This window comes from Campylobacter concisus (assembly GCF_003048445.1).
GTDB lineage: Bacteria > Campylobacterota > Campylobacteria > Campylobacterales > Campylobacteraceae > Campylobacter_A > Campylobacter_A concisus_BF.
Map to the genome: position 1 here is coordinate 54,782 of NZ_PIQW01000005.1, position 18,943 is coordinate 73,724.

At 37.4% G+C, this 18,943-nt stretch carries 20 protein-coding genes; 10 read left to right on the forward strand and 10 right to left on the reverse strand.

Features of this window, described 5'->3' with window-relative positions; translation table 11 throughout:
* The first annotated feature begins 42 nt into the window (after positions 1 to 42).
* On the forward strand, positions 43 to 1,083 hold the full coding sequence (locus CVT14_RS04085; RefSeq protein ID WP_021088688.1) for an LLM class flavin-dependent oxidoreductase: 1,041 nt from the start codon (positions 43 to 45) through the stop codon (positions 1,081 to 1,083).
* Here the strand turns inward: CVT14_RS04085 and CVT14_RS04090 are convergent.
* From CVT14_RS04090 to CVT14_RS04100, 3 genes are read right to left on the reverse strand one after another with little or no spacing between them, the layout of a single operon-like run.
* Positions 1,080 to 1,946: a DNA ligase gene (locus CVT14_RS04090; RefSeq protein ID WP_021088580.1), complete on the reverse strand. Its 867-nt coding sequence runs from the start codon at positions 1,944 to 1,946 to the stop codon at positions 1,080 to 1,082. The genes CVT14_RS04085 and CVT14_RS04090 overlap by 4 nt on opposite strands.
* Complete coding sequence (locus CVT14_RS04095; RefSeq protein ID WP_107849775.1) at positions 1,943 to 3,001, reverse strand: NAD-dependent epimerase; 1,059 nt, start codon at positions 2,999 to 3,001, stop codon at positions 1,943 to 1,945. The genes CVT14_RS04090 and CVT14_RS04095 overlap by 4 nt, the downstream gene beginning before the upstream one ends.
* Positions 3,002 to 3,021: 20 nt before the next feature.
* Positions 3,022 to 4,032: a 3'-5' exonuclease gene (locus CVT14_RS04100; protein WP_103596306.1), complete on the reverse strand. Its 1,011-nt coding sequence runs from the start codon at positions 4,030 to 4,032 to the stop codon at positions 3,022 to 3,024.
* 63 nt (positions 4,033 to 4,095) lie between these two features.
* Between CVT14_RS04100 and waaC the strand changes: the two genes are divergently transcribed.
* The 5 genes from waaC to CVT14_RS10815 all read left to right on the forward strand — a co-directional run bounded on the left by waaC (position 4,096) and on the right by CVT14_RS10815 (position 8,115).
* Positions 4,096 to 5,070, forward strand: coding sequence for a lipopolysaccharide heptosyltransferase I (gene waaC / locus CVT14_RS04105; RefSeq protein WP_107849776.1), 975 nt, complete (start codon positions 4,096 to 4,098; stop codon positions 5,068 to 5,070).
* On the forward strand, positions 5,063 to 5,956 hold the full coding sequence (locus tag CVT14_RS04110; protein ID WP_107849777.1) for a lipid A biosynthesis lauroyl acyltransferase: 894 nt from the start codon (positions 5,063 to 5,065) through the stop codon (positions 5,954 to 5,956). The genes waaC and CVT14_RS04110 overlap by 8 nt, the downstream gene beginning before the upstream one ends.
* Entirely contained in the window at positions 5,950 to 6,654 is a 705-nt protein-coding gene (locus CVT14_RS04115) for a glycosyltransferase family 2 protein (RefSeq protein ID WP_021088645.1), read from the forward strand. Before CVT14_RS04110 ends, CVT14_RS04115 begins: the two co-directional genes overlap by 7 nt.
* The gene (rfaQ, locus tag CVT14_RS04120; protein ID WP_021088653.1) at positions 6,651 to 7,715 is read left to right on the forward strand and encodes a putative lipopolysaccharide heptosyltransferase III; all 1,065 of its coding nucleotides are present in this window, start codon (positions 6,651 to 6,653) and stop codon (positions 7,713 to 7,715) included. The genes CVT14_RS04115 and rfaQ overlap by 4 nt, the downstream gene beginning before the upstream one ends.
* A gap of 73 nt (positions 7,716 to 7,788) precedes the next feature.
* Positions 7,789 to 8,115 carry a glycosyltransferase gene (locus tag CVT14_RS10815; RefSeq protein WP_021088593.1) on the forward strand — a complete coding sequence of 109 codons (327 nt, stop codon included), beginning with the start codon at positions 7,789 to 7,791 and terminating at the stop codon, positions 8,113 to 8,115.
* A 376-nt stretch (positions 8,116 to 8,491) separates the two neighbouring features.
* Here the strand turns inward: CVT14_RS10815 and CVT14_RS04130 are convergent, their stop codons facing one another.
* Positions 8,492 to 9,262 carry a polysaccharide deacetylase family protein gene (locus CVT14_RS04130; RefSeq protein WP_107849778.1) on the reverse strand — a complete coding sequence of 257 codons (771 nt, stop codon included), beginning with the start codon at positions 9,260 to 9,262 and terminating at the stop codon, positions 8,492 to 8,494.
* Positions 9,263 to 9,364: 102 nt separating this feature from the next.
* Here CVT14_RS04130 and CVT14_RS04135 point away from each other — a divergent pair, with 102 nt between their 5' ends.
* Positions 9,365 to 10,462 (forward strand): glycosyltransferase family 9 protein, encoded by a 1,098-nt coding sequence (locus tag CVT14_RS04135; RefSeq protein WP_107849779.1) that lies wholly within the window; start codon positions 9,365 to 9,367, stop codon positions 10,460 to 10,462.
* On the opposite strand, the gene CVT14_RS04140 is transcribed toward CVT14_RS04135, so the two are convergent.
* Genes CVT14_RS04140 through CVT14_RS04160 form a run of 5 tightly spaced genes read right to left on the reverse strand, consistent with a single transcriptional unit; the run spans position 10,410 to position 15,814 of the window.
* Positions 10,410 to 11,525 carry a glycosyltransferase family 4 protein gene (locus CVT14_RS04140; protein WP_107849780.1) on the reverse strand — a complete coding sequence of 372 codons (1,116 nt, stop codon included), beginning with the start codon at positions 11,523 to 11,525 and terminating at the stop codon, positions 10,410 to 10,412. The genes CVT14_RS04135 and CVT14_RS04140 overlap by 53 nt on opposite strands.
* Positions 11,522 to 12,595, reverse strand: a complete 1,074-nt coding sequence (locus tag CVT14_RS04145) for a glycosyltransferase family 9 protein (RefSeq protein WP_107849781.1) — start codon at positions 12,593 to 12,595, stop codon at positions 11,522 to 11,524. Before CVT14_RS04145 ends, CVT14_RS04140 begins: the two co-directional genes overlap by 4 nt.
* A complete protein-coding gene (locus CVT14_RS04150; protein WP_107849782.1) occupies positions 12,582 to 13,619 on the reverse strand; it encodes a glycosyltransferase in 1,038 nt (345 codons plus the stop codon). The genes CVT14_RS04145 and CVT14_RS04150 overlap by 14 nt, the downstream gene beginning before the upstream one ends.
* Positions 13,597 to 14,913, reverse strand: a complete 1,317-nt coding sequence (locus CVT14_RS04155; protein ID WP_021088628.1) for an O-antigen ligase family protein — start codon at positions 14,911 to 14,913, stop codon at positions 13,597 to 13,599. Before CVT14_RS04155 ends, CVT14_RS04150 begins: the two co-directional genes overlap by 23 nt.
* Complete coding sequence (locus CVT14_RS04160) at positions 14,879 to 15,814, reverse strand: glycosyltransferase family 9 protein (RefSeq protein ID WP_021088591.1); 936 nt, start codon at positions 15,812 to 15,814, stop codon at positions 14,879 to 14,881. Before CVT14_RS04160 ends, CVT14_RS04155 begins: the two co-directional genes overlap by 35 nt.
* A 131-nt stretch (positions 15,815 to 15,945) precedes the next feature.
* Here CVT14_RS04160 and CVT14_RS04165 point away from each other — a divergent pair, with 131 nt between their 5' ends.
* Both CVT14_RS04165 and waaF read left to right on the forward strand, forming a co-directional pair.
* Complete coding sequence (locus CVT14_RS04165; protein ID WP_021088661.1) at positions 15,946 to 16,977, forward strand: glycosyltransferase family 4 protein; 1,032 nt, start codon at positions 15,946 to 15,948, stop codon at positions 16,975 to 16,977.
* A complete protein-coding gene (gene waaF / locus CVT14_RS04170) occupies positions 16,974 to 17,927 on the forward strand; it encodes a lipopolysaccharide heptosyltransferase II (protein ID WP_035169677.1) in 954 nt (317 codons plus the stop codon). The genes CVT14_RS04165 and waaF overlap by 4 nt, the downstream gene beginning before the upstream one ends.
* Before the next feature lie 43 nt (positions 17,928 to 17,970).
* On the opposite strand, the gene CVT14_RS04175 is transcribed toward waaF, so the two are convergent.
* Positions 17,971 to 18,228 (reverse strand): SelT/SelW/SelH family (seleno)protein, encoded by a 258-nt coding sequence (locus CVT14_RS04175; RefSeq protein WP_257639680.1) that lies wholly within the window; start codon positions 18,226 to 18,228, stop codon positions 17,971 to 17,973.
* A gap of 81 nt (positions 18,229 to 18,309) precedes the next feature.
* On the opposite strand from CVT14_RS04175, the gene CVT14_RS04180 reads away from it, so the two are divergent.
* Entirely contained in the window at positions 18,310 to 18,861 is a 552-nt protein-coding gene (locus CVT14_RS04180) for a DJ-1 family glyoxalase III (protein ID WP_021088630.1), read from the forward strand.
* Positions 18,862 to 18,943 lie beyond the last annotated feature (82 nt).

Below are 18,943 nucleotides of genomic sequence, written 5' to 3' on the forward strand. Positions count from 1 at the left end.
AATTTAATCTTTATAATCCCTCATCTACAAAAAAGGATAAAAATGAATGTCTCAATCTTAAATTTACTACCGATAAAACAAGGCAGTGACGCAAAAGAAGCCATAGATGCGGCCATCAGACTGGCTAAATTTGCCGAGGATATCGGCATAAAGCGCTACTGGGTCGCAGAGCATCACAATATGCAAAATTTAGCTAGCTCAGCCACGCAGCTCATCATCGCACACATCTTAGAGCATACCAAAAGCCTTCGCGTGGGCTCTGGCGGCGTGATGCTACCAAACCACAGCCCCTACTCCATCGCCGAGCAGTACGCCACTCTTGAGACGCTATTTCCAAACCGAGTCGATCTTGGGCTAGGCAGAGCTCCAGGGACTGACCAAGAGACAGCTGCAGTGCTTAGACGAGGCGCAAGAGAGATAGAATTTGATATGCAAATAAACGAACTAATGGACTATTTTAACGCCAAAAGAGCCGTAAAAGCCTATCCAAAAATTGAAAAATTTCCGCCTATTTACATACTTGGCTCAAGCATATATAGCGCATACGTGGCGGCTGAGTTTGGTCTGCCTTACGCCTTTGCGTCGCACTTTGCACCACGTGCGCTAGAAAAAGCGGTAGAAATTTATCGTCAAAATTTCAAACCATCACCCTTTTTAAAAGCACCCTATGTCATCGCAGGGGCAAATGTGATAATAGCCCAAAGTGACGAGCTAGCGAAGAGTTTGGCAACCACGCAAACGCAGTTTTTCTTAAACGTAGTAACTGGCGAAAAAGAGTATTTGCAGCCACCAAAAAAGGATAACGACGAAGTATTTGCCATAAGTGGCAAGGCAGGCGCACAGACTCCGCATTTTGGGCCGATCGACTTTAGGCAAATAGAGCTAAAAAATAGAGAAAGAATCGTCACAGAAGAGATGATGGCGTGCTCTTTTATAGGCTCAAAGCAAAGCGTTAAAGAGCAAATTTTAGAGTTTCAAAATAGACTTGAAGTCAATGAGATCATGGCTCAAAGCTTTATTTTTGATGAAAGGGTGCAGCTTGACTCTTTTAGGGCATTAAAAGAGATCGCGGACGAAATTTAATCCTCTCTAATCCTTAAAAATATGGGAAATCTTGGCTTGCCATTAGTCGTTAAATTTTGAAATTTATATGTGATGATAGAGCCTATCTTTGGAGGCTCTTGACGGTTTTTATCGCTTAGCCCTGAGCCTATTTTAAAGATAGTGCCCTCTTTTGGCTCGCCAGCTCTTTCTTTGTCATTTTTGCCGCCAAGCGCCTTGCAGGTAAGCGAGCCAGCAAGATTGGCGTATTTGCCGCTGCCTTTATTTACGGCGATAACCTCACACTCGGCGTCTTTAAATTTCTTAAATTTGAGCGCATTTTTACTTCGCTTTCGCTCATAAGGCGCATTTGGCTCACGCACCACAGCTCCTTCGCCGCCTTTTGCGATAATACTTTCAGTAAATTTTAAAAACTGAGCGTTATCACGCATCTTTATCTGTTTTATGATGATTAAATTGTCATTTGGCTCATTTTTTAGAAATTTAGCCAAAACTTCAAGCCTATCAAGCAAGCCACCACTCGCCTCTGGCACGTCAAAAACGTGAAATTTAAGCCTGTTCCACGCCTTTTCATCTGGCAGCTTATCCATCACACTTGCTTGAATTTCTTCAAATTTAAGCCCTTTTGCGTAAAGCTCGCCATCAAGTGCAAATTTTGGGAAATTTTTAGTAAAACTTTGCGGTGCATTTAGCTTTTTGCCCTGCCTTGAGAGCAAAATTTCTCCGTCCCAGTAGGCACGCACGCCATCAAGCTTCTCGCTAGCTAGCCAGCCTGAGACGTTTTGATCTTTATACTCGCTAAGTCGCAGCAGCTCAAGCTTGCCCTGCCCTGCTCCAAAAGCAAAGCTAAGGCAAAACGCTAAGAAAACGGCTAGAAATTTCAAATTTTTATGCCGTAAAACTCGCTATACCACTCGACAAATTTAGCCACGCCGTCATTTACCTTTGTATTTGGCTTGTAGTCAAAGTCAGCCACCAAGTCGCTCACGTCCGCGAAGGTCGCTGGGACGTCGCCTGCTTGAAGTGGGAGAAAATTTTTCTTGATCTCACGGCCGATCTTTATCTCAACTGCCTTGATGTAGTCCATGAGCTCGACTGGGCTGTTGTTGCCGATATTATAGACCTTAAACGGCGCCTTTGAGGTGGCAGGGTCTGGGTGCTTTGCGTCCCAAGCTTGGTTTGGCTTAGCTGGGTTGTCGATGCACTTGATGATGCCCTTTACGATGTCGTCCACGTAGGTAAAGTCGCGCTTCATCTTGCCGTAGTTAAAGACGTCGATGGTTTTATCTTTAAGTGCGGCATCAACGAACAAAAATAGCGCCATATCAGGGCGTCCCCATGGTCCATAAACCGTAAAAAAGCGAAGTCCAGTCGTCGGCACGTTAAATAGATGGCTATAAGTGTGCGCCATCATCTCGTTGCTCTTTTTAGTCGCTGCGTAGAGGCTTATAGGGTGATTTACCCCCTCGTGCGTAGAAAATGGCATGTTTTCATTTAAGCCATAAACCGAGCTAGAGCTTGCATAGACTAAATTTTTGATCTCATTGTGGCGGCAGCACTCGAGGATGTTCATAAAGCCTGTGATGTTGCTGTCGATGTAGGCTTTTGGATTTATGAGCGAGTAGCGAACGCCAGCTTGTGCGGCTAAATTTACCACTACGTCAAATTTCTCCTTCTCAAAAAGCTCTTTCATCGTCTTTTCATCAGCAAGGTCTGCTTTTATAAATTTTAAATTTGGATGAGTTTTTGAGGTGATAAGCTTGCCGTAGTCTATCTCGCTCACGTCAAAGCCTGCCGTTTTTAGGCGTGCAAGCTTTAAATTTACGTCGTAATAGTCATTTATCACGTCATATCCAACGACCTCATCCCCACGCGCCACAAGGGCATTTGCAAGGTGAAATCCTATAAATCCAGCTGTTCCAGTTACTAAAATTTTCATATTTTTCCTTTCATTTTGACTTATTCGTCGTCTAAATTTATCTCAGGCACTTTCTCTTCAAAAAGTGTCTTGCTCTTTGGCTCTTTTGGCTTTAGATCGCTTGCTTTTTTAAGCAAACCGCCTAGCATATCGCGGTTTAGCTCCTCTTTGCTAATCGGCCTTACATCATCAAATTCGCTAAATTCCAAAGCCTCTTTATCTACTTTTATCTCATAGTCTAGCTGTCCGCTAAGCCTTGCTAGCTCGTCGCTTATCGCAGAGCAAAAGACCTCACTATATCCCCTGTGAGCGCAGTTTTTGGCTAAAAATTCGCTCATCACGTTTAGGTGATTTATGTAGTCTTCTTGCAAGATATTTGCCTGCAAAAGTTCAAATTTCAAAAATAGCCAGTAGGTGTTAAGCACATCGCTTTCGCAGTATTCGTTTATCTTATCAAGCTCGCCTGCGTAGTATAGCTCAAGCACCTGATCGCCGTGCACGTCGTACTTGCCAGGTAAATTTAAGCTAGCACAAAGTGTATCAAGCTTTAGCCCTCTTACGCTTCCAAAATCGCTTATAAAATCAAGCAGATCAAGGTGAAATTTAGGCGAATACCTTGCTCTATAATTTTCCCATTTGTTTTTATTTAGCTCTTTGTTCTCGCTCTCATAATATGCCGCCGCGTTTAGGTTGTAGCGCATCGCACGCACCATAAGCATTGGCAGGTCAAAGCCACGGCCATTAAAGCTAACAAGCCTTGGGTTGTAGTCATTTATAAATTTTAAAAATTTAGCGATGATCTCGCGCTCATCCTTGCCCTCCATCGTGCTAACTTTTAAAAATTTGCCGTATTCATCGGCCATCACCGCAGAGATCGCGACCACTCTATGAAACATCACAGGCAAAAACTCACTCCCACTAGCCTCTTTTTGCAAGGCCATCGCCTGCACGCTCACATCTTCGTCGCTCCCGTCAATGCCGTAAATTTTTCTTATCAAATTTGCATCAGGTATCGTCTCACAGTCAAAGACGCAGATGTAACTTTTCGCCATTTTAGCCCTTTTTTAAGCATTTTTTTTTAAAATCATACCAAAAATTTATATTTAAAGTAGCCAATGCAAGATAAAAATCAGCTAAAAATAGCCATAGTCAAGCTCTCCGCTCTTGGGGACATCGTGCACGCAGCCATTGTGCTTCAGTTTATTAAAAAGCATTGCCCAAATGCTCACATCACATGGCTAGTTGATGCCCGTTTTGCAAGCCTTTTAAAAGATCATCCGCTTATCGACGAGTTAGTCATTTTGCCGCTTAAAGAGAGTTTTAAAAAGAGCTACAAGATCATAAAAACGCTTGGCAAATTTGACAAGATCATCGACCTGCAGGGACTTTTCAAATCAGCCGTCGTCGCAAAACTACTTGGCAAAGAAATTTATGGCTTTAGCAGAGAGAGCGTCAAAGAAAAGATCGCAGCCAGGCTTTATAGGCATAAATTTAAGATCGACTACAACGAAAATATCATAGTTAGAAACCTAAGCCTCGTTGGATACGCTCTAAATTTTGGCTTTAATAGAGATGAAATTTTAAAAAAATCGCCCTGCTTTGAAATAGTGGGAAAATTTAAAAATGAAAGCGGCAAAAAACGCGTATTAATCGCTGCTTTTGCAAGTGAAGAGAGTAAAATTTATGACAAATTTAAAGATGTGATCAGACTGCTTGAAGGTTGTGAAATTTACCTTTGCTACGGGAGTGAGAGCGAAAAAACAAGGGCTGAGGCGATCATTTCAGGCACTTCTGCAAAACTGCTTGAAAAACTAAGCATAAAAGATATGATAGATTACATCGCGAGCTGCGATCTGGTAATCGGTAACGATAGCGGTCTAACGCACCTTGCATGGGCTGTAAATAGGCCTTCTATCACGCTTTTTGGCAACCGACCAAGCCACCGCAATGCTTACGTCACGGACAAAAACTTAGTTGTTGATATGGGCAAGCAAATAGATGCTAGAAGTATCGATAAAAACGACTTTTGCATAAGAGAAATTTACCCTGAAACGGTTGCAAATTTCGCAAAAAGGCTGCTAAATGGATAGGCTATATCTAGCTGGCTTTTATACCTTGAAATTTCTTATATTTATATTGCCAAGCTCGCTTCAAAATATGCTTGCTAAATTTTTAGCATTTGCGTTTATGAAGCTTAAAAAAAAGAGATTTCACATCGTAATGACAAATTTAGACCTTGCATTTGGCGAAACAAAGAGCAAAGAAGAAAAGCTAGAGATCGCCAAAAAATGCTACTACAACTTTGCAAAATATCTTGGTATAAATTTCATCCTTAATCAAAACACGACAAAGCAAAAGATACTTAAGCAAGTTGTTTTTAAAAATGAGCACTTTTTGCTTGATGCGATGAAGTCTGGTCGGCCTATCATCGTCACAACGGCGCACTTTGGGCAGTGGGAGATATTTCCTCTAGCTGTTGCAGCGCATTTTGGGCCATCTTCAGTGCTTGGCAGAAAGCTTGATAGCAGCGTCATGGATAAAATTTTAAGGGCAAATAGAGCGCAGTTTGACGTGGAGCTAATCGACAAAGATGGCGGCGCAAAAGATATCTTAAAAGCGCTGAAAGCTAGGCGAATAGTAGGAATTTTAGTCGATCAAAACACAGCGCCAAAAGATGGCATAAAGGTGCAGTTTTTTGGCAAAGATGTGCTTCACACGCCAGCTGCAAGTGTGCTAGCGCAAAAGACAAATGCCCTTATCATAAACGCATTTATCTACCAAAAAGGTGAAAATTTAAATGAAATTTGCTTTGAAGAGCCAATAGATATAAGCACATTTGACAAAGAAGATGCCGTGCAAAAAGCGACGCAGATGCAGTGCAGTGCGTGCGAAGAGATGGTTAGAGCAAGGCCTGAGGAGTACTTTTGGTTTCACCAAAGGTTTAAGAGATTTTACGAAAATGAGTACAAATGCTAAGTGTTGTCATTTTGACTTTTAATAGCGAAAAGTACCTAAAAGAGGTGCTAGAGAGCGCTAAATTTGCTGATGAGATCATCATGGTTGATAGCGGCTCAAAAGATGGCACAAGGCAAATTTGTGATGGCTTTAGTAACGTGAAATTTCACGAGCAAGCTTGGCTTGGATTTGGCGCGCAAAAGCAAAAGGGCGTGGATCTAGCCAAAAACGAGTGGGTCTTTGTGCTTGATAGCGACGAGGTGATTACAGACGAGCTTAAAAATGAGATCATAGATACGCTAAAAGAGCCTAAATTTATGGCTTATAACGTTGCTAGGCTAAATTTTTTCTTTGGCAAAGCGATAAAAAACATGGGACTATATCCAGACTACACGGTGAGACTTTTTAATAAAAATTTTGCCAAATTTGATGGCAGAGCTGTGCATGAAAAGGTTGTTTTAAATGACGGCTCACAAAGGCTTGGCGCGCTTAAAAATCACTTCTTACACTACGCGTATGAGAGCATCGAGCAGTTTATCGCCAAGCAAAATCGCTACTCAAGCATGGGCGCAAAAAGAAATTTGCTAAAGGCGCTTACAAGCCCAGCTTGGACATTTTTTAAGCTTTATGTGCTAAAAGGTGGCTTTAAAGAGGGGCTTACGGGCTACGTTATCGCTAGACTTTACGCCCAGTACACATTTTGGAAATATATAAAATGAAAATACTTGTGATTAAATTTAGAAACATCGGCGACGTGCTTTTGACAACGCCACTCATTGAAAATTTGCACCACTACTACCCAGAGGCAACCATCGACTTTGCCCTAAACAAAGGGACAGAAGCGATGATAGAAGGCAATCCTTATATAAATAAAATCCACATTTACGATAGGCAAAGTGCAAATTCTGGTTTTTTTAAAAAGCTAATGACCGAGCTAAAATTTATAAGAGCGATCAAAAAAGAGAAATACGATATGGCGGTGCAAACGACCACTGGAGACCGCGGCGTCATCATCTCAAAGTACGCCAAGATCAAAAAGATAGTCGGCTTTTTAGGCAAGCACAAGGCGATAAACAAGCTTTTAAGCGTAAAGGCAAAATACTACGAAAATTTCTCCCACACGGTTGATCTAAATTTAAACGCGCTAAGGGCTTTGGGCTTTGAGCCGGTTAGCAAAAAAGTGAGCGTTTTTTCAGACGAGAGCGTGGAGCATCTAAATTTACCAAAGCGCTTTGTGCATGTACATCTAACAAGTCGCTGGATGTTTAAATGCGCAAACGACGATAGCATGTCAGAGCTTATAGACTACTGCGAAAATGAGCTAAATGTAAAAGTCGTGCTAACAAGCGATAACAAAGAAAATGAGCTAAATAAGCTTGCAAGCGTGCTAAAAATTTGCAAAAGTGAGCCTATAAATTTAGGTGGCAAGCTAAGCCTAAAACAAACGATAGCCCTCTCAAAGCGCTCAAGTCTCTTTATCGGCGTCGATACTGCGATCATGCACATAGCTGCAGCAAATGACGTGCCAGTGATCGCCTTTTTTGGGCCAAGTGGAGCTTTTGAATGGGGACCATGGGATAATAGCTTGATGCAAAATGGCTACACAGCGCAAAACGGCATCCAAAGCATGGGCAAACACATCGTATATCAAAAAGATTTGGACTTTGTGCCTTGCGACAAAGAGGGCATAAAAGAGCACGGCGTTGAGAATACTTTAATGGATTTTAGCGATGAAATGCCAGAGATAAAAGAGAGGATAAGCCAAATTTTAAAAGGATAAAAATAAAGCTTCCTATTAAGCCCCATCGTACTTTGCAACTAAAAATCGCTTTTATATAAAGCTTAGCTATGTTATGCATTTTTATTGCGATCAAAATGATATAAACTCTGTTATAAATTTATTAAATGCCTATGTAAAATATGACCCAGAATTGCTAGATATTATGGAATTTGTCATAATAGATGACGGCTCACCATTAAAATATAAAATACCAGATTTTAATCTAAATTTACGCTGGATAAAAATCAATGAAGACATAAAATGGAACCAAAGTGGAGCAAGAAATTTAGGAGTTCTAAGCGCAAAAAGTGATAAATTAATAATCACAGACTTAGATCATATCTTTTATGAAGACACATTAAAATTTATGGCGAACTATAAAACTAAGCCACAAAGATGACTTTAGGATAATTTTTGTCTCACGCTTGGGCTTAAAGCCTTATATCACTCATTAAACAAAGATAATTCACAAAATAAAATAATTTATGAAAAGAAAAAAGAAAAAATAAAGAAGTATGGTGCAATGGTAGCACATTCAAGAATGTTTCTAAATTTTACTTGGCATGTTTTAAGCGAACAGTTTATAAAAAACATCCCAGAAAACACTATAAAAAAGAAATTTTGGCTTTTGAATTGGAGATGATAAATTTAAGGTAAAAGATATTGACATTTCAAATAACAAAAACAAGAATAACTATATTTTGAGGTCAAAAGGAATTCTTTATCTTTTTTGATCTCACTAATTAATTGAAAAATTTAATAATGTTTTGTTGGTTTTAACTTCTAAGAAAAGCATATATCGAGCCCAAAAAGTCATTTTGATAGATAAACATAGTCTTTTTAAGCCATTTTTCATCGCGCTTTGTCACTATGCGTTTTATCTCCTCTAAATTATCATCAGCTCTGTTTATGCCGCGTTTTGTTGTGAAAAATGCGCTGTAGCCATGCTTTTTAGCAGCATTTATATACTCATCATTATATTTACCCCTTGGCCAGCAAAGTGCTTCATCCTCAAAACCAAAGTTTTTCTTCATAAACTCACGACAAAGACCAAATTCCTCATCCAAGCTAAGCTGCCCAAAATATCCATCAAAATGCCCATGCGTATGCGAGTGAAAGCTAAAACAGTCGCTCATCTTCTCGATCAGCTCTAAATTTAAGATCACGTCTTGCGGTCTGCTCGGAGCCACTTTTTTGCACTCACTATGGCTGCCATTTAAGAAGGTTCCACGACTTATCTCATGGGCCTTTTGTGCTGCTTCTATCCAGCCAGTAACTATAAACATATTTGCTTTTAGTCCAAATTCTTTCACGATATGATAGGCATAGATGTAGTTGTCCATCCAGCCATCATCAAATGTTATGCAAACGCTCTTTTTAGGCACTTCAAGCTCGCCTTTTTTGTATGCGATAAATTCATTTATACTTAAAGTTTTATAGCCATTTTCGGCTAGAAATTTCATATGCGATCTAAACTCATCCACGCTACTAGCGATAAAACCGCTCTTTTCAAGTACGTGGTGATACATCAAAACTGGTACGCTCATTTTTGCCTTTTACAAAATTTCATTTTTTATTTTTGTATTCTAACAACCTATTTATTAAAAACTGTGTAAAATACGCCTTAAATCAAACTAAAGGAATTTATTTTGTTTTACCTTTTACAATACATACTTTTTTATCCCATATTTAAATTTATAAGTTTTTTTAGAAAACCATCTGATAAAATTTTAATCATACAAACTGCCAAGATCGGCGACTATGCAAATTCTACTGTTATTTTTGGGCCTTTGGCTAAATTTGATATATTGCTTGATGAGATAAATGTTGCTTTTGCCAAACATGACAATAGGATAGATAAAATTTTTATAATAAATGATATAAAAAAGAAAAAAACTTCCAAACTAAGACTGGCATTTGCACTTTTTAAACAAAACTATAAAGATGTTTATGTTCTTATGCCAAATAGTCTAAATCTTTTCTTGGCACGTTGCACTTTATCCAAAAACATAGTAACTATCAAACATTACGCTACTTCTAGTAGCTTTAAACTGCTAGCTTTTGGTATGAAAAAAATTTCACATACATTAAATGACTTAACACTATCAACATATCTAAAGATGATAAACGTTAATGAATTAAAATTTGAAAAACAACTACAAAAACCTCTACTAGTGCCATCAGAAAATATTATCAAAAGTGATAAATTTAAGATAGGTATAAGTCTTAGTGCTGGCAATAAAATGAAAACGCCACCTAATCAAACTTGGAAGAAGATCTTAAAAATTTTCTCTAAATTTGACTGTGAAATTTATGTTTTTGGCGTTGGCGATGAGGCTAAACTACTGGAAAAACTAATTTTAGAAAGTAATGAAAGAAATAGTTTTGAGGGATTAAAATTTATATCGATGATAGATAAGATCAAACTTGAAGAACTTCCGTTTTATCTATCACAGATGCAGATATACGTAAGCTCTGATACTGGAAACTACTATGTGGCTGACAGCGTGCACACTCCAACGATATGTTTAATGGGTCCATGCTTTGCTAGTGAGCAAAGGGGAGTATTTGATTCGCTTGTTATAAATTCTGCTTTATCCCCGATTAGTTCGGTGTTTAAAACTGTTAGAAATATAGATGCAAGTTCCTTTTTTGAGCTCAGCAAAGATGATCTAGAAAAGATTGAACGATTTGTCAAAGATCACTATATATCGCATCAACGCTGCGAATATAATTATCCAAACTAAAAGTATCAATGACTGCACTATCTGGCGCCTTTGAGCTTGGTTTAGTTAAATTTTCAAGACATTTTAAAAGCGACATTGGGTCTCTTTGGACTATGAAAAAATCTTCTTTTTTTGATGATATATTATACATTTCTCTTATAACTGGTATATTTGAGTAAATAACGCCAAGTCCACAACTAAGTCCTTCTATGACAACCCTTGGCAATCCTTCATTGCTTGAAAAGCCTAGTACGTAGTCACAATTTTTATAAATTTCTCCCATTTGTTGCACAAATCCCAAATATTGTACTTTACCTGATCTTATTAGCATGTCAAATTTCTCTTTTGCGCCAGGTGTGAGCTCTCCACTGCCTGCAAAATAAACATCGACATCATCTCTTTTTAAAATAGTTAGCGTATCAAAGACCAGCTCATGTCCTTTGAGTGTTAGAAAATTTGCAGGCATTATTATATTGATCTTATTTTTATCAAATTTTATATTGTCTATAACAGTTGCTTCGTTATTAACTATCACTGGATTATATATGATGTTTTTTTGTATTTCTATCTGTTTGGCATAAAATTCATAAGTTGAGTTTGAAACGCAAATAGGTATAAATTTTTGTTTATTTAAAATTTTAAGCTTAAACGGCTCTATGAGAGAATTTTTTCGTAAATGCTGTATGACTTTAATGCCTAAAACATTTGCAGCTTCGATGTAGGCAAGATTTGTTGAAAAGTGATTATTTAGATGAATTATGTCTGGTTTTTCATTTGAAAGCATAGCGATGGCATATTTGTAATCTTTTTGATAAAGGTATTTAGCTAAAGTTTCTTTGTTAAATATACGCAGTAGCTCTTTTATTATTTTTGTTGGCTGCCTCTTTGGCGTAAATTTTATAAAGTTCACGCCAAGATTATTGATTATTTCAGATATATTTTGCTCACCAACTTTATAGTCATTTTCAAAAAAAACACTAAATTGATATTTCTTGTATTTTTCTAGACCTTCTAAGAGATATAAAAAGCTCTTTGTTCCGCCACCATATTCATGTCCAGTATCCACAAACAAAATTTTTTTCAAATCATTTCCTTGAGCATATCATAAACCTCTTTTTCATCAATTTGCAACATACATTTTTGAAATTTACACTTTTTGCCTACACATGGAGAGCAAGTGCGTGGTTTTTTAATAAATTTATGAATATCTATATCAAAATCTGGATTTGAATTTATAGGTGATGCCACCGCAAAAAGACCAATAGTTGGAGTTTTTAGGGCTGCTGCGACATGCAAAGGACCAGTATCTGGCGTGATTAGTATATTTAGCCTTGAAATTAGTGCAGCTGCTTCTCTAATATTAAATTTACCAGCAAGGTTTAAAAGACGAGAATCATTTATCCTTTCTTCTAGCTGCTTAGTCATGGCACGCTCAGCAGGACTTCCTGTTAAGACTATGATAGCATTTCTATCTTGCAAAACAAGCCTTGCAAGTTTTTCCCACTTATCTATAAACCACTGCCTAGAAATAGTGCTAGCACCCATTTGAAAACCGACAATTTTACGGCCCTCATGGCCTTTTAGCACCTCATCAACATTAGTAAAATCACTTGCCTCAAGATATAAATTTAGACGCGTGTCACGACTTTGAATACCTATAAATTTAAGCTGTTCTAGACGGTTTAATACCACATATCTATCATCTCCATATGGCTCTGGAGCATTTGAGTGAAAGGGGCTAAACTTATTATTTAAATTTGGCAGTTTGAATAGATATTTTGCCCCACTAAGGACAGCTAGTGGAGTAGCTTGCGGTTCATTTGAGTGCAAGATAAAAACTATATCTGGTGATAGTTTTTTTAATTTTTTTAAAATATCCAAAAACCCACTTTTTTTACCATCATATAATAAAATTTCATCAATGTTTGGATCGGTTTTAAAAAGTGAGGCTGTAGATGGATTTAGTAGCGCAACTACTTTTACATGCGGAAAATTTTGCTTAAACACTCGAAATACTGGTGTGTTAAAAATAGTATCGCCTAGTGCTGTGTTACTAAAAAAACAAATGGTTTGAAAAGGCTCGGTTACCAGCTGCGTCTTTTGTATTCTTTTAAAATTTAAAATTAGACGCATAAAGTTTTCAAAGAGCTTCATACATTTTTTCCGTTTGTCTCACCATTGTTTGGATTGAGAAATTCTCTACTATAAAATCTCTAGCATTTCTACTAAATTTAGCACGAAGCTTAGCATCTTCTATAAGAGTTTTTAAAGCATTTTTTAAAGAATCTTTGTTGTCATTCTCAAATAAAAGTCCAGTTTCATTATCTTTTATCGCCTCGCCAATACCACCTACATCACTGCCTATGCAAGGCACCGCACAAGACTGAGCCTCAAGCAATGCTGTGCCAAGGGCTTCCATTTTTGATGGCAAAACAAATAGATCAAAGCTACCTAAGAAATCGCTTACATCGGCTCTATTGCCAACCATTAAAATATTTGAAGTTTTTATATTCTGCAAATTTTCATATTGTGGGCCATCGCCAACTACAACTAAAAAAGTATTTTGTAAATTTAGCTCACTAAATGCTTCAAATAAAATTTTGTGATTTTTAGCAGCTCTTAACACTGCCACAATGCCCACTATAATGGAATTTGCAGGCAAGCCAAGCTGGTCTCTTATATCTTTTTTAAAATGTGGAGTAAATTTTTCAGTATCAACTCCAGTGTAGATAGTCTCTATTAGGTTTTCTTGTACTCCTTGAGATATAAGCTGAGTCTTGACGGCATTTGAAACAACAACGATCTTATCATTTATGTTGTAACTAAATGGCGACCTAATTGGGGTTTGCAAATGTCTAGTGCGAACTACCTTTGCGCCAGTTATTTTGCTAACTATAGCACCTATAATTCCATCTTTACCCGAGTGAGTTGAGATGATTTTTATATTATTTTGTTTTACAAATTTGCAAATTTTTAAAATTTCAAGGATATTAAAAGATTTTTTAAGGTTAAACTCGACAAATTCACACTCTATCTGCTTTTCAAAACTTTTTGAGCCAGGGTTTAGGCCATAAAAAACTTTAAATTTGCTCTTGTCTAGTCCATTTATCACACGCTGCGTGCGGTGCTCCTGCCCGCCAAATCCAAGAGAGCTTTCAAGCTCTAGTATATTTATCATCGTTTTTAGAGCCTTCTTTATAGTATATGCCAAGTGCCATACCTAGCGTAAGGTAGAAAAGTTTTGCTTCGCTACTTCCAAAAAAACTACCAAATAGCAAGCTTGCAATAAAACCAAGTCCGCCAAAGAAAATCGTGTATCCAAATACCCTTAAAAGCGTATCATTATTTTTACTTACCTGAATGCTAGTTTTTAAATAACTTATCCAAATTCCAATAAATGCGAGAAGCCCAAATATACCAAGCGAAAAAAACATCCCTAAAAATTCATTATGGACTTGAGAATAATCAGAAAAAGGCACATCTTGCTCACTATTTAATTTTCTAATAGTTTTTCCATATAAAAATCTACCATATCCAGTCGGCACAAATGGCTCATGCAGTCTATAAATAAGGACTGACTTCCACATGGCTAGCCTAGCTGGAACAGATATGGTTAGTCCCATGTCTGAATATGATTCCATCTCTTTTGGAGATTTTTTCATAAGCTCAATATATTTTGGTATTAGTGTCAAATTATATCTATCTGGAGATATGTGATGAGAAATCTCATAAAAACCAAAGATAAATATAGCAACTAATGCACAAGACAATATTCTGATTTTATTTGATCGTATAAAAATAAAAAAAACAGTTGTTAGTACAAATATAACACCTATATAAGTAGCTCTTGTATTGTTTGAAATGATGCTAACTAGTGATATTGCTAAAAAAAGAACCGCAAATGCTTTATTTTTTTTAAATGTTAAAAGAGAAATGGCACATCCAAAAGCATACACTGCCCAAATTCCAAACCTCTCGCCGCCACCATCGTAAATATATCCATCTAATAACCCGCCAGTTCTATAACGGAAATCAAAGCCAACATTAGCCCATGTTATTATATTTATGATAGAATGCAGTAAAAGTGAAGAGAAAAATATATAAATATAAATTTTAATTTTGTCATATTCTAAATTCATAAAATAATAGAACAAAACGATCATAAATGCGGCGTTTTTTATAACACCCTTATTAACCTCTTTTAGTGTTTCATTTATATCTATGGTAAAAAAAAGTGATATATACGCCAATAAAGCTATGATAAAAAATAGAGCTAGTGGAGCTTTTATTTTTAGTAAATCTTTCAAGCTCCATTTTTTATACTCTGTTGCAATAACCAAGAGAGTAAATAATGACATAGATATAGACTGTATAGAAGCTACTTTTGCCACTGGCAAAGAAAAGAGATAAATGATAAAAAATATATATTTTAAATTTTCAAGCAAACTGTAATATTTTGTTAAAAATTTCATTATTTTTGATTTCCTCTGCTATTTTGTTTGGGTTTTGTAAGACTATGCACTCACCACTGCCGTAGATTGGCGCCCATCTTAAAGGATTTGTTTTTCCAAATAAAACGATCGTCTTTACACCAAGCGCTGGGGCTAAATGTGCTACACCTCCATCAAGAGTAAGAACAAATTTGGCTGCCCAGATATAACTCGCTAGCTCATCTAAACTTTTTGTTCTAGCAAAAATAACATCTGCCTTATGTGATATGTCATTACCAAAGTTGGCTTCTTCTGCACTAATGGCAATATTTTTAAATCGCTGCTTTAGAAATTCTAAAATTTCTAAGATTTTACCTTCGCTTAAGCGATTTTGTTCTACTCGTGATGAGATATGAAAAAATACAAAGTCTTTAAATTTTTCATTTTTTTCACTTGGCACATAAAGTGTTTTTTCATCTTTAAAATTTACCCCAAGTGGTGTCAAGCATTGACAACATAGCATGGCTTCATGTAAGGACTGATCAAAATGTAACCTATCTGTTATGAGATGTCTATCTTCGTTTTGTTTGACTGCCCCTATTATCTTTTTAGCACGAGCCACTCTTGCAAAGATAGCGGCAGATGGCGAATAGGAGCTTCTAAAAATAACAACTACATCATAATTTTCACGCCAAATTTGAAATAAAATTTTACACTTTCCAAAAAAAGCTTTAACCTTCGTGGCAATGGATCTCACATGCTTTGGCTTTGTATATGTGTATATTTTGTTTAAAAAAGGGTTGTTTTTAACAACACAAGCATTTAAGCTATTTACTACGATATCTATCTGAGCCTGAGCGTAGGCTTTGCGCAACGCTTCAATGGCTGGCGTAGTGCAAATTAAATCACCTATGTTGTCATTTCTTATAAGTAAAATTTTCAAAATGTTCCTTCATTAAAATGGCAAATTATATCTAAGATTATTTTAAAACAAGCCAATTTTTAGGTTAAGGCATTTTTTTGTATTATTAAACAATTTAATATTATTTAAAAATGTCTTTGGCGGAGTTATCGATGAAAAAAATAGTATTTTTAAGAACTAATCCAAACGCAGTTGGAGGTGCTGAAAGATACTTAAGAAGGCTTGTTAAGGCCATAAATGAGCTTGGTATCCAAACTGAGATTCGCTCATATCTTGGTGACACCGGCGTCTCCTCTTGGAAAAAGGCTCTACATTTTAACCGCCAAGTAAAACGCCAAAAAAAAGAAGATGAGTTTTACTTTAGCCTAGAGCGTGTAAGCTGCGCCGATATCTACAGGGCTGGAGACGGCGTGCACAAGGTTTATAGGGCGACAAAGAGCTTTTGGTGGCTAAATCCTCTAAATTTCGTATATCCATACTTAGAGAAAAAATGCTTTAAAAACTCCCAAAAGATCATCACAAACTCAAATTTCATTAAAGAGCAGATCATCGCGACTTACGGCATAGAGCCTGAAAAGATCACGACCATTTATAACGGCGTAAATTTACCCCAAAGGGTACAAAAAGCCGAGGCAAAGCTCGCACTTTGTGAGGAATTCGGACTTAAATTTGAGCTTGCGACCCTGCTTTTTGTGGGAAATGGCTTTAAAAGAAAGGGGCTAAAAGAGTTTTTACTCCTTGCTTCAAAGCTAAAAACGCCCGTAAATACGCTCATTGTGGGCAAAGACAAAAACATCTCAAGCTACAAACGCCTAGCTAAAAAACTTGGGTTAAACGCCTACTTTGTCGGCGAGCAAAAGAGCACGGCGAAATTTTATGAGGCGAGTGATATTTTTATCTTTCCAACGCACTATGAACCATTTTCAAATGTCGTGCTAGAGGCACTTAGCTTTAAAAACGTGGTCTTTACGACGGCTCAAAATGGCGCCGGCGAGATACTTGAAGATAAATTTGTGCTTCAAAATCCAAACGACGAGAGCGCGCTGGAGTTTATAGATGAAATTCTCGCAAACCACCAGCTTTTAGCGAGCCTGCAAGAGAAGGCCTACCAGCTTTCGCTAAATTTTAGCATCGAAAAAAACGCCGAGCTCACTCTTAAAGTGATAAAAAGTCTTTTAAAATGAGAGTTTTTATCGAGCTTCCAACCTGGCTAGGTGATAGCGTAATGGCAAGCGCTGCGATCGAAAATTTAGTGCAAAATGAGAAGAATTTACAAATCGTTTTTTTTGGCTCATTTGTAGCCTGCGAGCTTTACAAAAACCATCCAAACTGCGAAAAAGTGGTCGTTGATGAGAGCAAAAAGGCTAAATTTAGATTTTTATCTCTTGCTAAAAGTGCAAAAAATCTTGGCAAATTTGATTTAGCGCTTAGCTTTAGAAGCTCGTTTGCTAGTAAATTTTTGCTATTTTTTATAAACGCTAAGAAAAAAGCCATATTTAAAAAGAGTAAAACCGTCCTTCATCAGGTGCTAAAATATGCAAATTTTGTAAAAAATACCCTTGGCTTGGGCGAAATTTCCACTCAGCTAAAGTTACATTTTACACCTCAAATTTCAGCTAAAAAAACACTAGCACTAAATCCAGGTGCGAGCTACGGAAGTGCGAAAAGATGGTATCCAGAGTATTTTGCACAAGTGGCGCTAAATTTTAAAGATGAGTTTGAGATCGTTATCTTTGGTGGCAAAGGCGAGCAAGAAATTTGCGAGAAAATAGAGCAAATTTTAAAAGAAAATGGCGTAGCCTGCCAAAATTTAGCTGGCAAAACCAGTGTCAAAGAGCTTTGTGAGCGCATAGCTGGGCTTAGACAAAATGGCATTTTCGTCACAAACGATAGCGGTCCTATGCACGTAGCTGCCGCCTTTCATGTGCCAACGATCGCTCTTTTTGGACCGACAAAATTTAGCGAGACCTCTCCATGGGGCAATAAATTTGCAAAGATAGTGCATCTAAATTTAGCTTGCATGCCCTGTATGAAGCGAGTTTGCCCACTAAAAACGCACGCTTGCATGAAAGATCTCAAGCCGCAAATAGTGATAGATGAGATAAATTTACTAAGAAAAGAGAGTGGAATTTAGGCAAAAAATAAAACGAGGCAGTTGCCTGCCCCGCTAGTTAGCATTAAGCCGACTTTTCTTTGAGATATTTGTTTATAAGAGTTGTGATCTCTTCGCCGTGTGGGAACCTTGACTCATCGTTTCCGATGCGATCCTTTTTAGAAAAGATAACGTTTCCATCAACCTCGACGATGAAATTTCCACCATCTCCTACAACCAACTCGACTCTTGCATCACTAAAGTTCGCTTTTATTTCATCTTCTACACGAGAAGCTACCGGACGATAGTTTCAAGAGTTGCAGTAAATAATTTTTACTTGCATGCTCTGTCCTTTCTTGTGAAATAAGCTTTGATTATATAAAATTTATCCTAACGAACAGATAACATGAGAAAGGACGATTTTATGAAAAAGGTAGCCGTAATCCTAGCTGATGGTTTTGAGGAGATCGAGGCGCTAACCTCCGTCGATGTTTTACGCAGAGCAGGCGCGATAGCATCTATCGCTAGCTTGAAGGACGCGCAGATCAGAGGTGCTCACAACATAAGTGTAAAAGCTGATGTCACGCTTCGTGAGGTGGAGGAGCTAGGCTATGATGCGATCGTGCTTCCAGGAGGTCTGCCTGGCGCAGAAAATCTCGCAAATGACGCCAAACTAAGAGAAATTTTGCAAAAATTTGATAAAGAGGGTAAGCTAATTTGTGCCATTTGTGCCGCTCCTATGGTGCTTGAGCGAGCTCGTGTGCTTAAAGAGTATTTTGTTTGCTATCCTGGATTTGAAGAAAATGTAAGAAGCGACAAAAAAGGCTACGTGAGCGATAAAAACGTGCTAAAAGATCAAAACATCATCACTGGCAAGGGACCTGCTTTTTCTATGGAATTTGCGCTTTTTATAGTGAAAAATTTGCTTGGCGAAGAGGCTTACCATAAAGTAAAAAATGATTTACTTTATAAATAGTTTATAAAAAAATTGTAATTTTTTATTTAATTATTCCACTTAAACTTAAGGATAAATTTTGTTTAGTGATAGATATTATAAT

What these genes read in the sequence shown, in the direction of transcription:
- CVT14_RS04155 (WP_021088628.1), bottom strand. Translation starts at nt 14,913, where the DNA reads ATGAAATTTTTAACAAAATATTACAGTTTGCTTGAAAATTTAAAATAT.
- CVT14_RS04085 (WP_021088688.1), top strand. Translation starts at nt 43, where the DNA reads ATGAATGTCTCAATCTTAAATTTACTACCGATAAAACAAGGCAGTGAC.
- waaF (WP_035169677.1), top strand. Translation starts at nt 16,974, where the DNA reads ATGAGAGTTTTTATCGAGCTTCCAACCTGGCTAGGTGATAGCGTAATG.
- CVT14_RS04180 (WP_021088630.1), top strand. Translation starts at nt 18,310, where the DNA reads ATGAAAAAGGTAGCCGTAATCCTAGCTGATGGTTTTGAGGAGATCGAG.
- CVT14_RS04150 (WP_107849782.1), bottom strand. Translation starts at nt 13,619, where the DNA reads ATGATAAATATACTAGAGCTTGAAAGCTCTCTTGGATTTGGCGGGCAG.
- CVT14_RS10815 (WP_021088593.1), top strand. Translation starts at nt 7,789, where the DNA reads ATGCATTTTTATTGCGATCAAAATGATATAAACTCTGTTATAAATTTA.
- rfaQ (WP_021088653.1), top strand. Translation starts at nt 6,651, where the DNA reads ATGAAAATACTTGTGATTAAATTTAGAAACATCGGCGACGTGCTTTTG.
- CVT14_RS04115 (WP_021088645.1), top strand. Translation starts at nt 5,950, where the DNA reads ATGCTAAGTGTTGTCATTTTGACTTTTAATAGCGAAAAGTACCTAAAA.
- CVT14_RS04110 (WP_107849777.1), top strand. Translation starts at nt 5,063, where the DNA reads ATGGATAGGCTATATCTAGCTGGCTTTTATACCTTGAAATTTCTTATA.
- CVT14_RS04165 (WP_021088661.1), top strand. Translation starts at nt 15,946, where the DNA reads ATGAAAAAAATAGTATTTTTAAGAACTAATCCAAACGCAGTTGGAGGT.
- CVT14_RS04100 (WP_103596306.1), bottom strand. Translation starts at nt 4,032, where the DNA reads ATGGCGAAAAGTTACATCTGCGTCTTTGACTGTGAGACGATACCTGAT.
- waaC (WP_107849776.1), top strand. Translation starts at nt 4,096, where the DNA reads ATGCAAGATAAAAATCAGCTAAAAATAGCCATAGTCAAGCTCTCCGCT.
- CVT14_RS04130 (WP_107849778.1), bottom strand. Translation starts at nt 9,262, where the DNA reads ATGAGCGTACCAGTTTTGATGTATCACCACGTACTTGAAAAGAGCGGT.
- CVT14_RS04145 (WP_107849781.1), bottom strand. Translation starts at nt 12,595, where the DNA reads ATGAAGCTCTTTGAAAACTTTATGCGTCTAATTTTAAATTTTAAAAGA.
- CVT14_RS04095 (WP_107849775.1), bottom strand. Translation starts at nt 3,001, where the DNA reads ATGAAAATTTTAGTAACTGGAACAGCTGGATTTATAGGATTTCACCTT.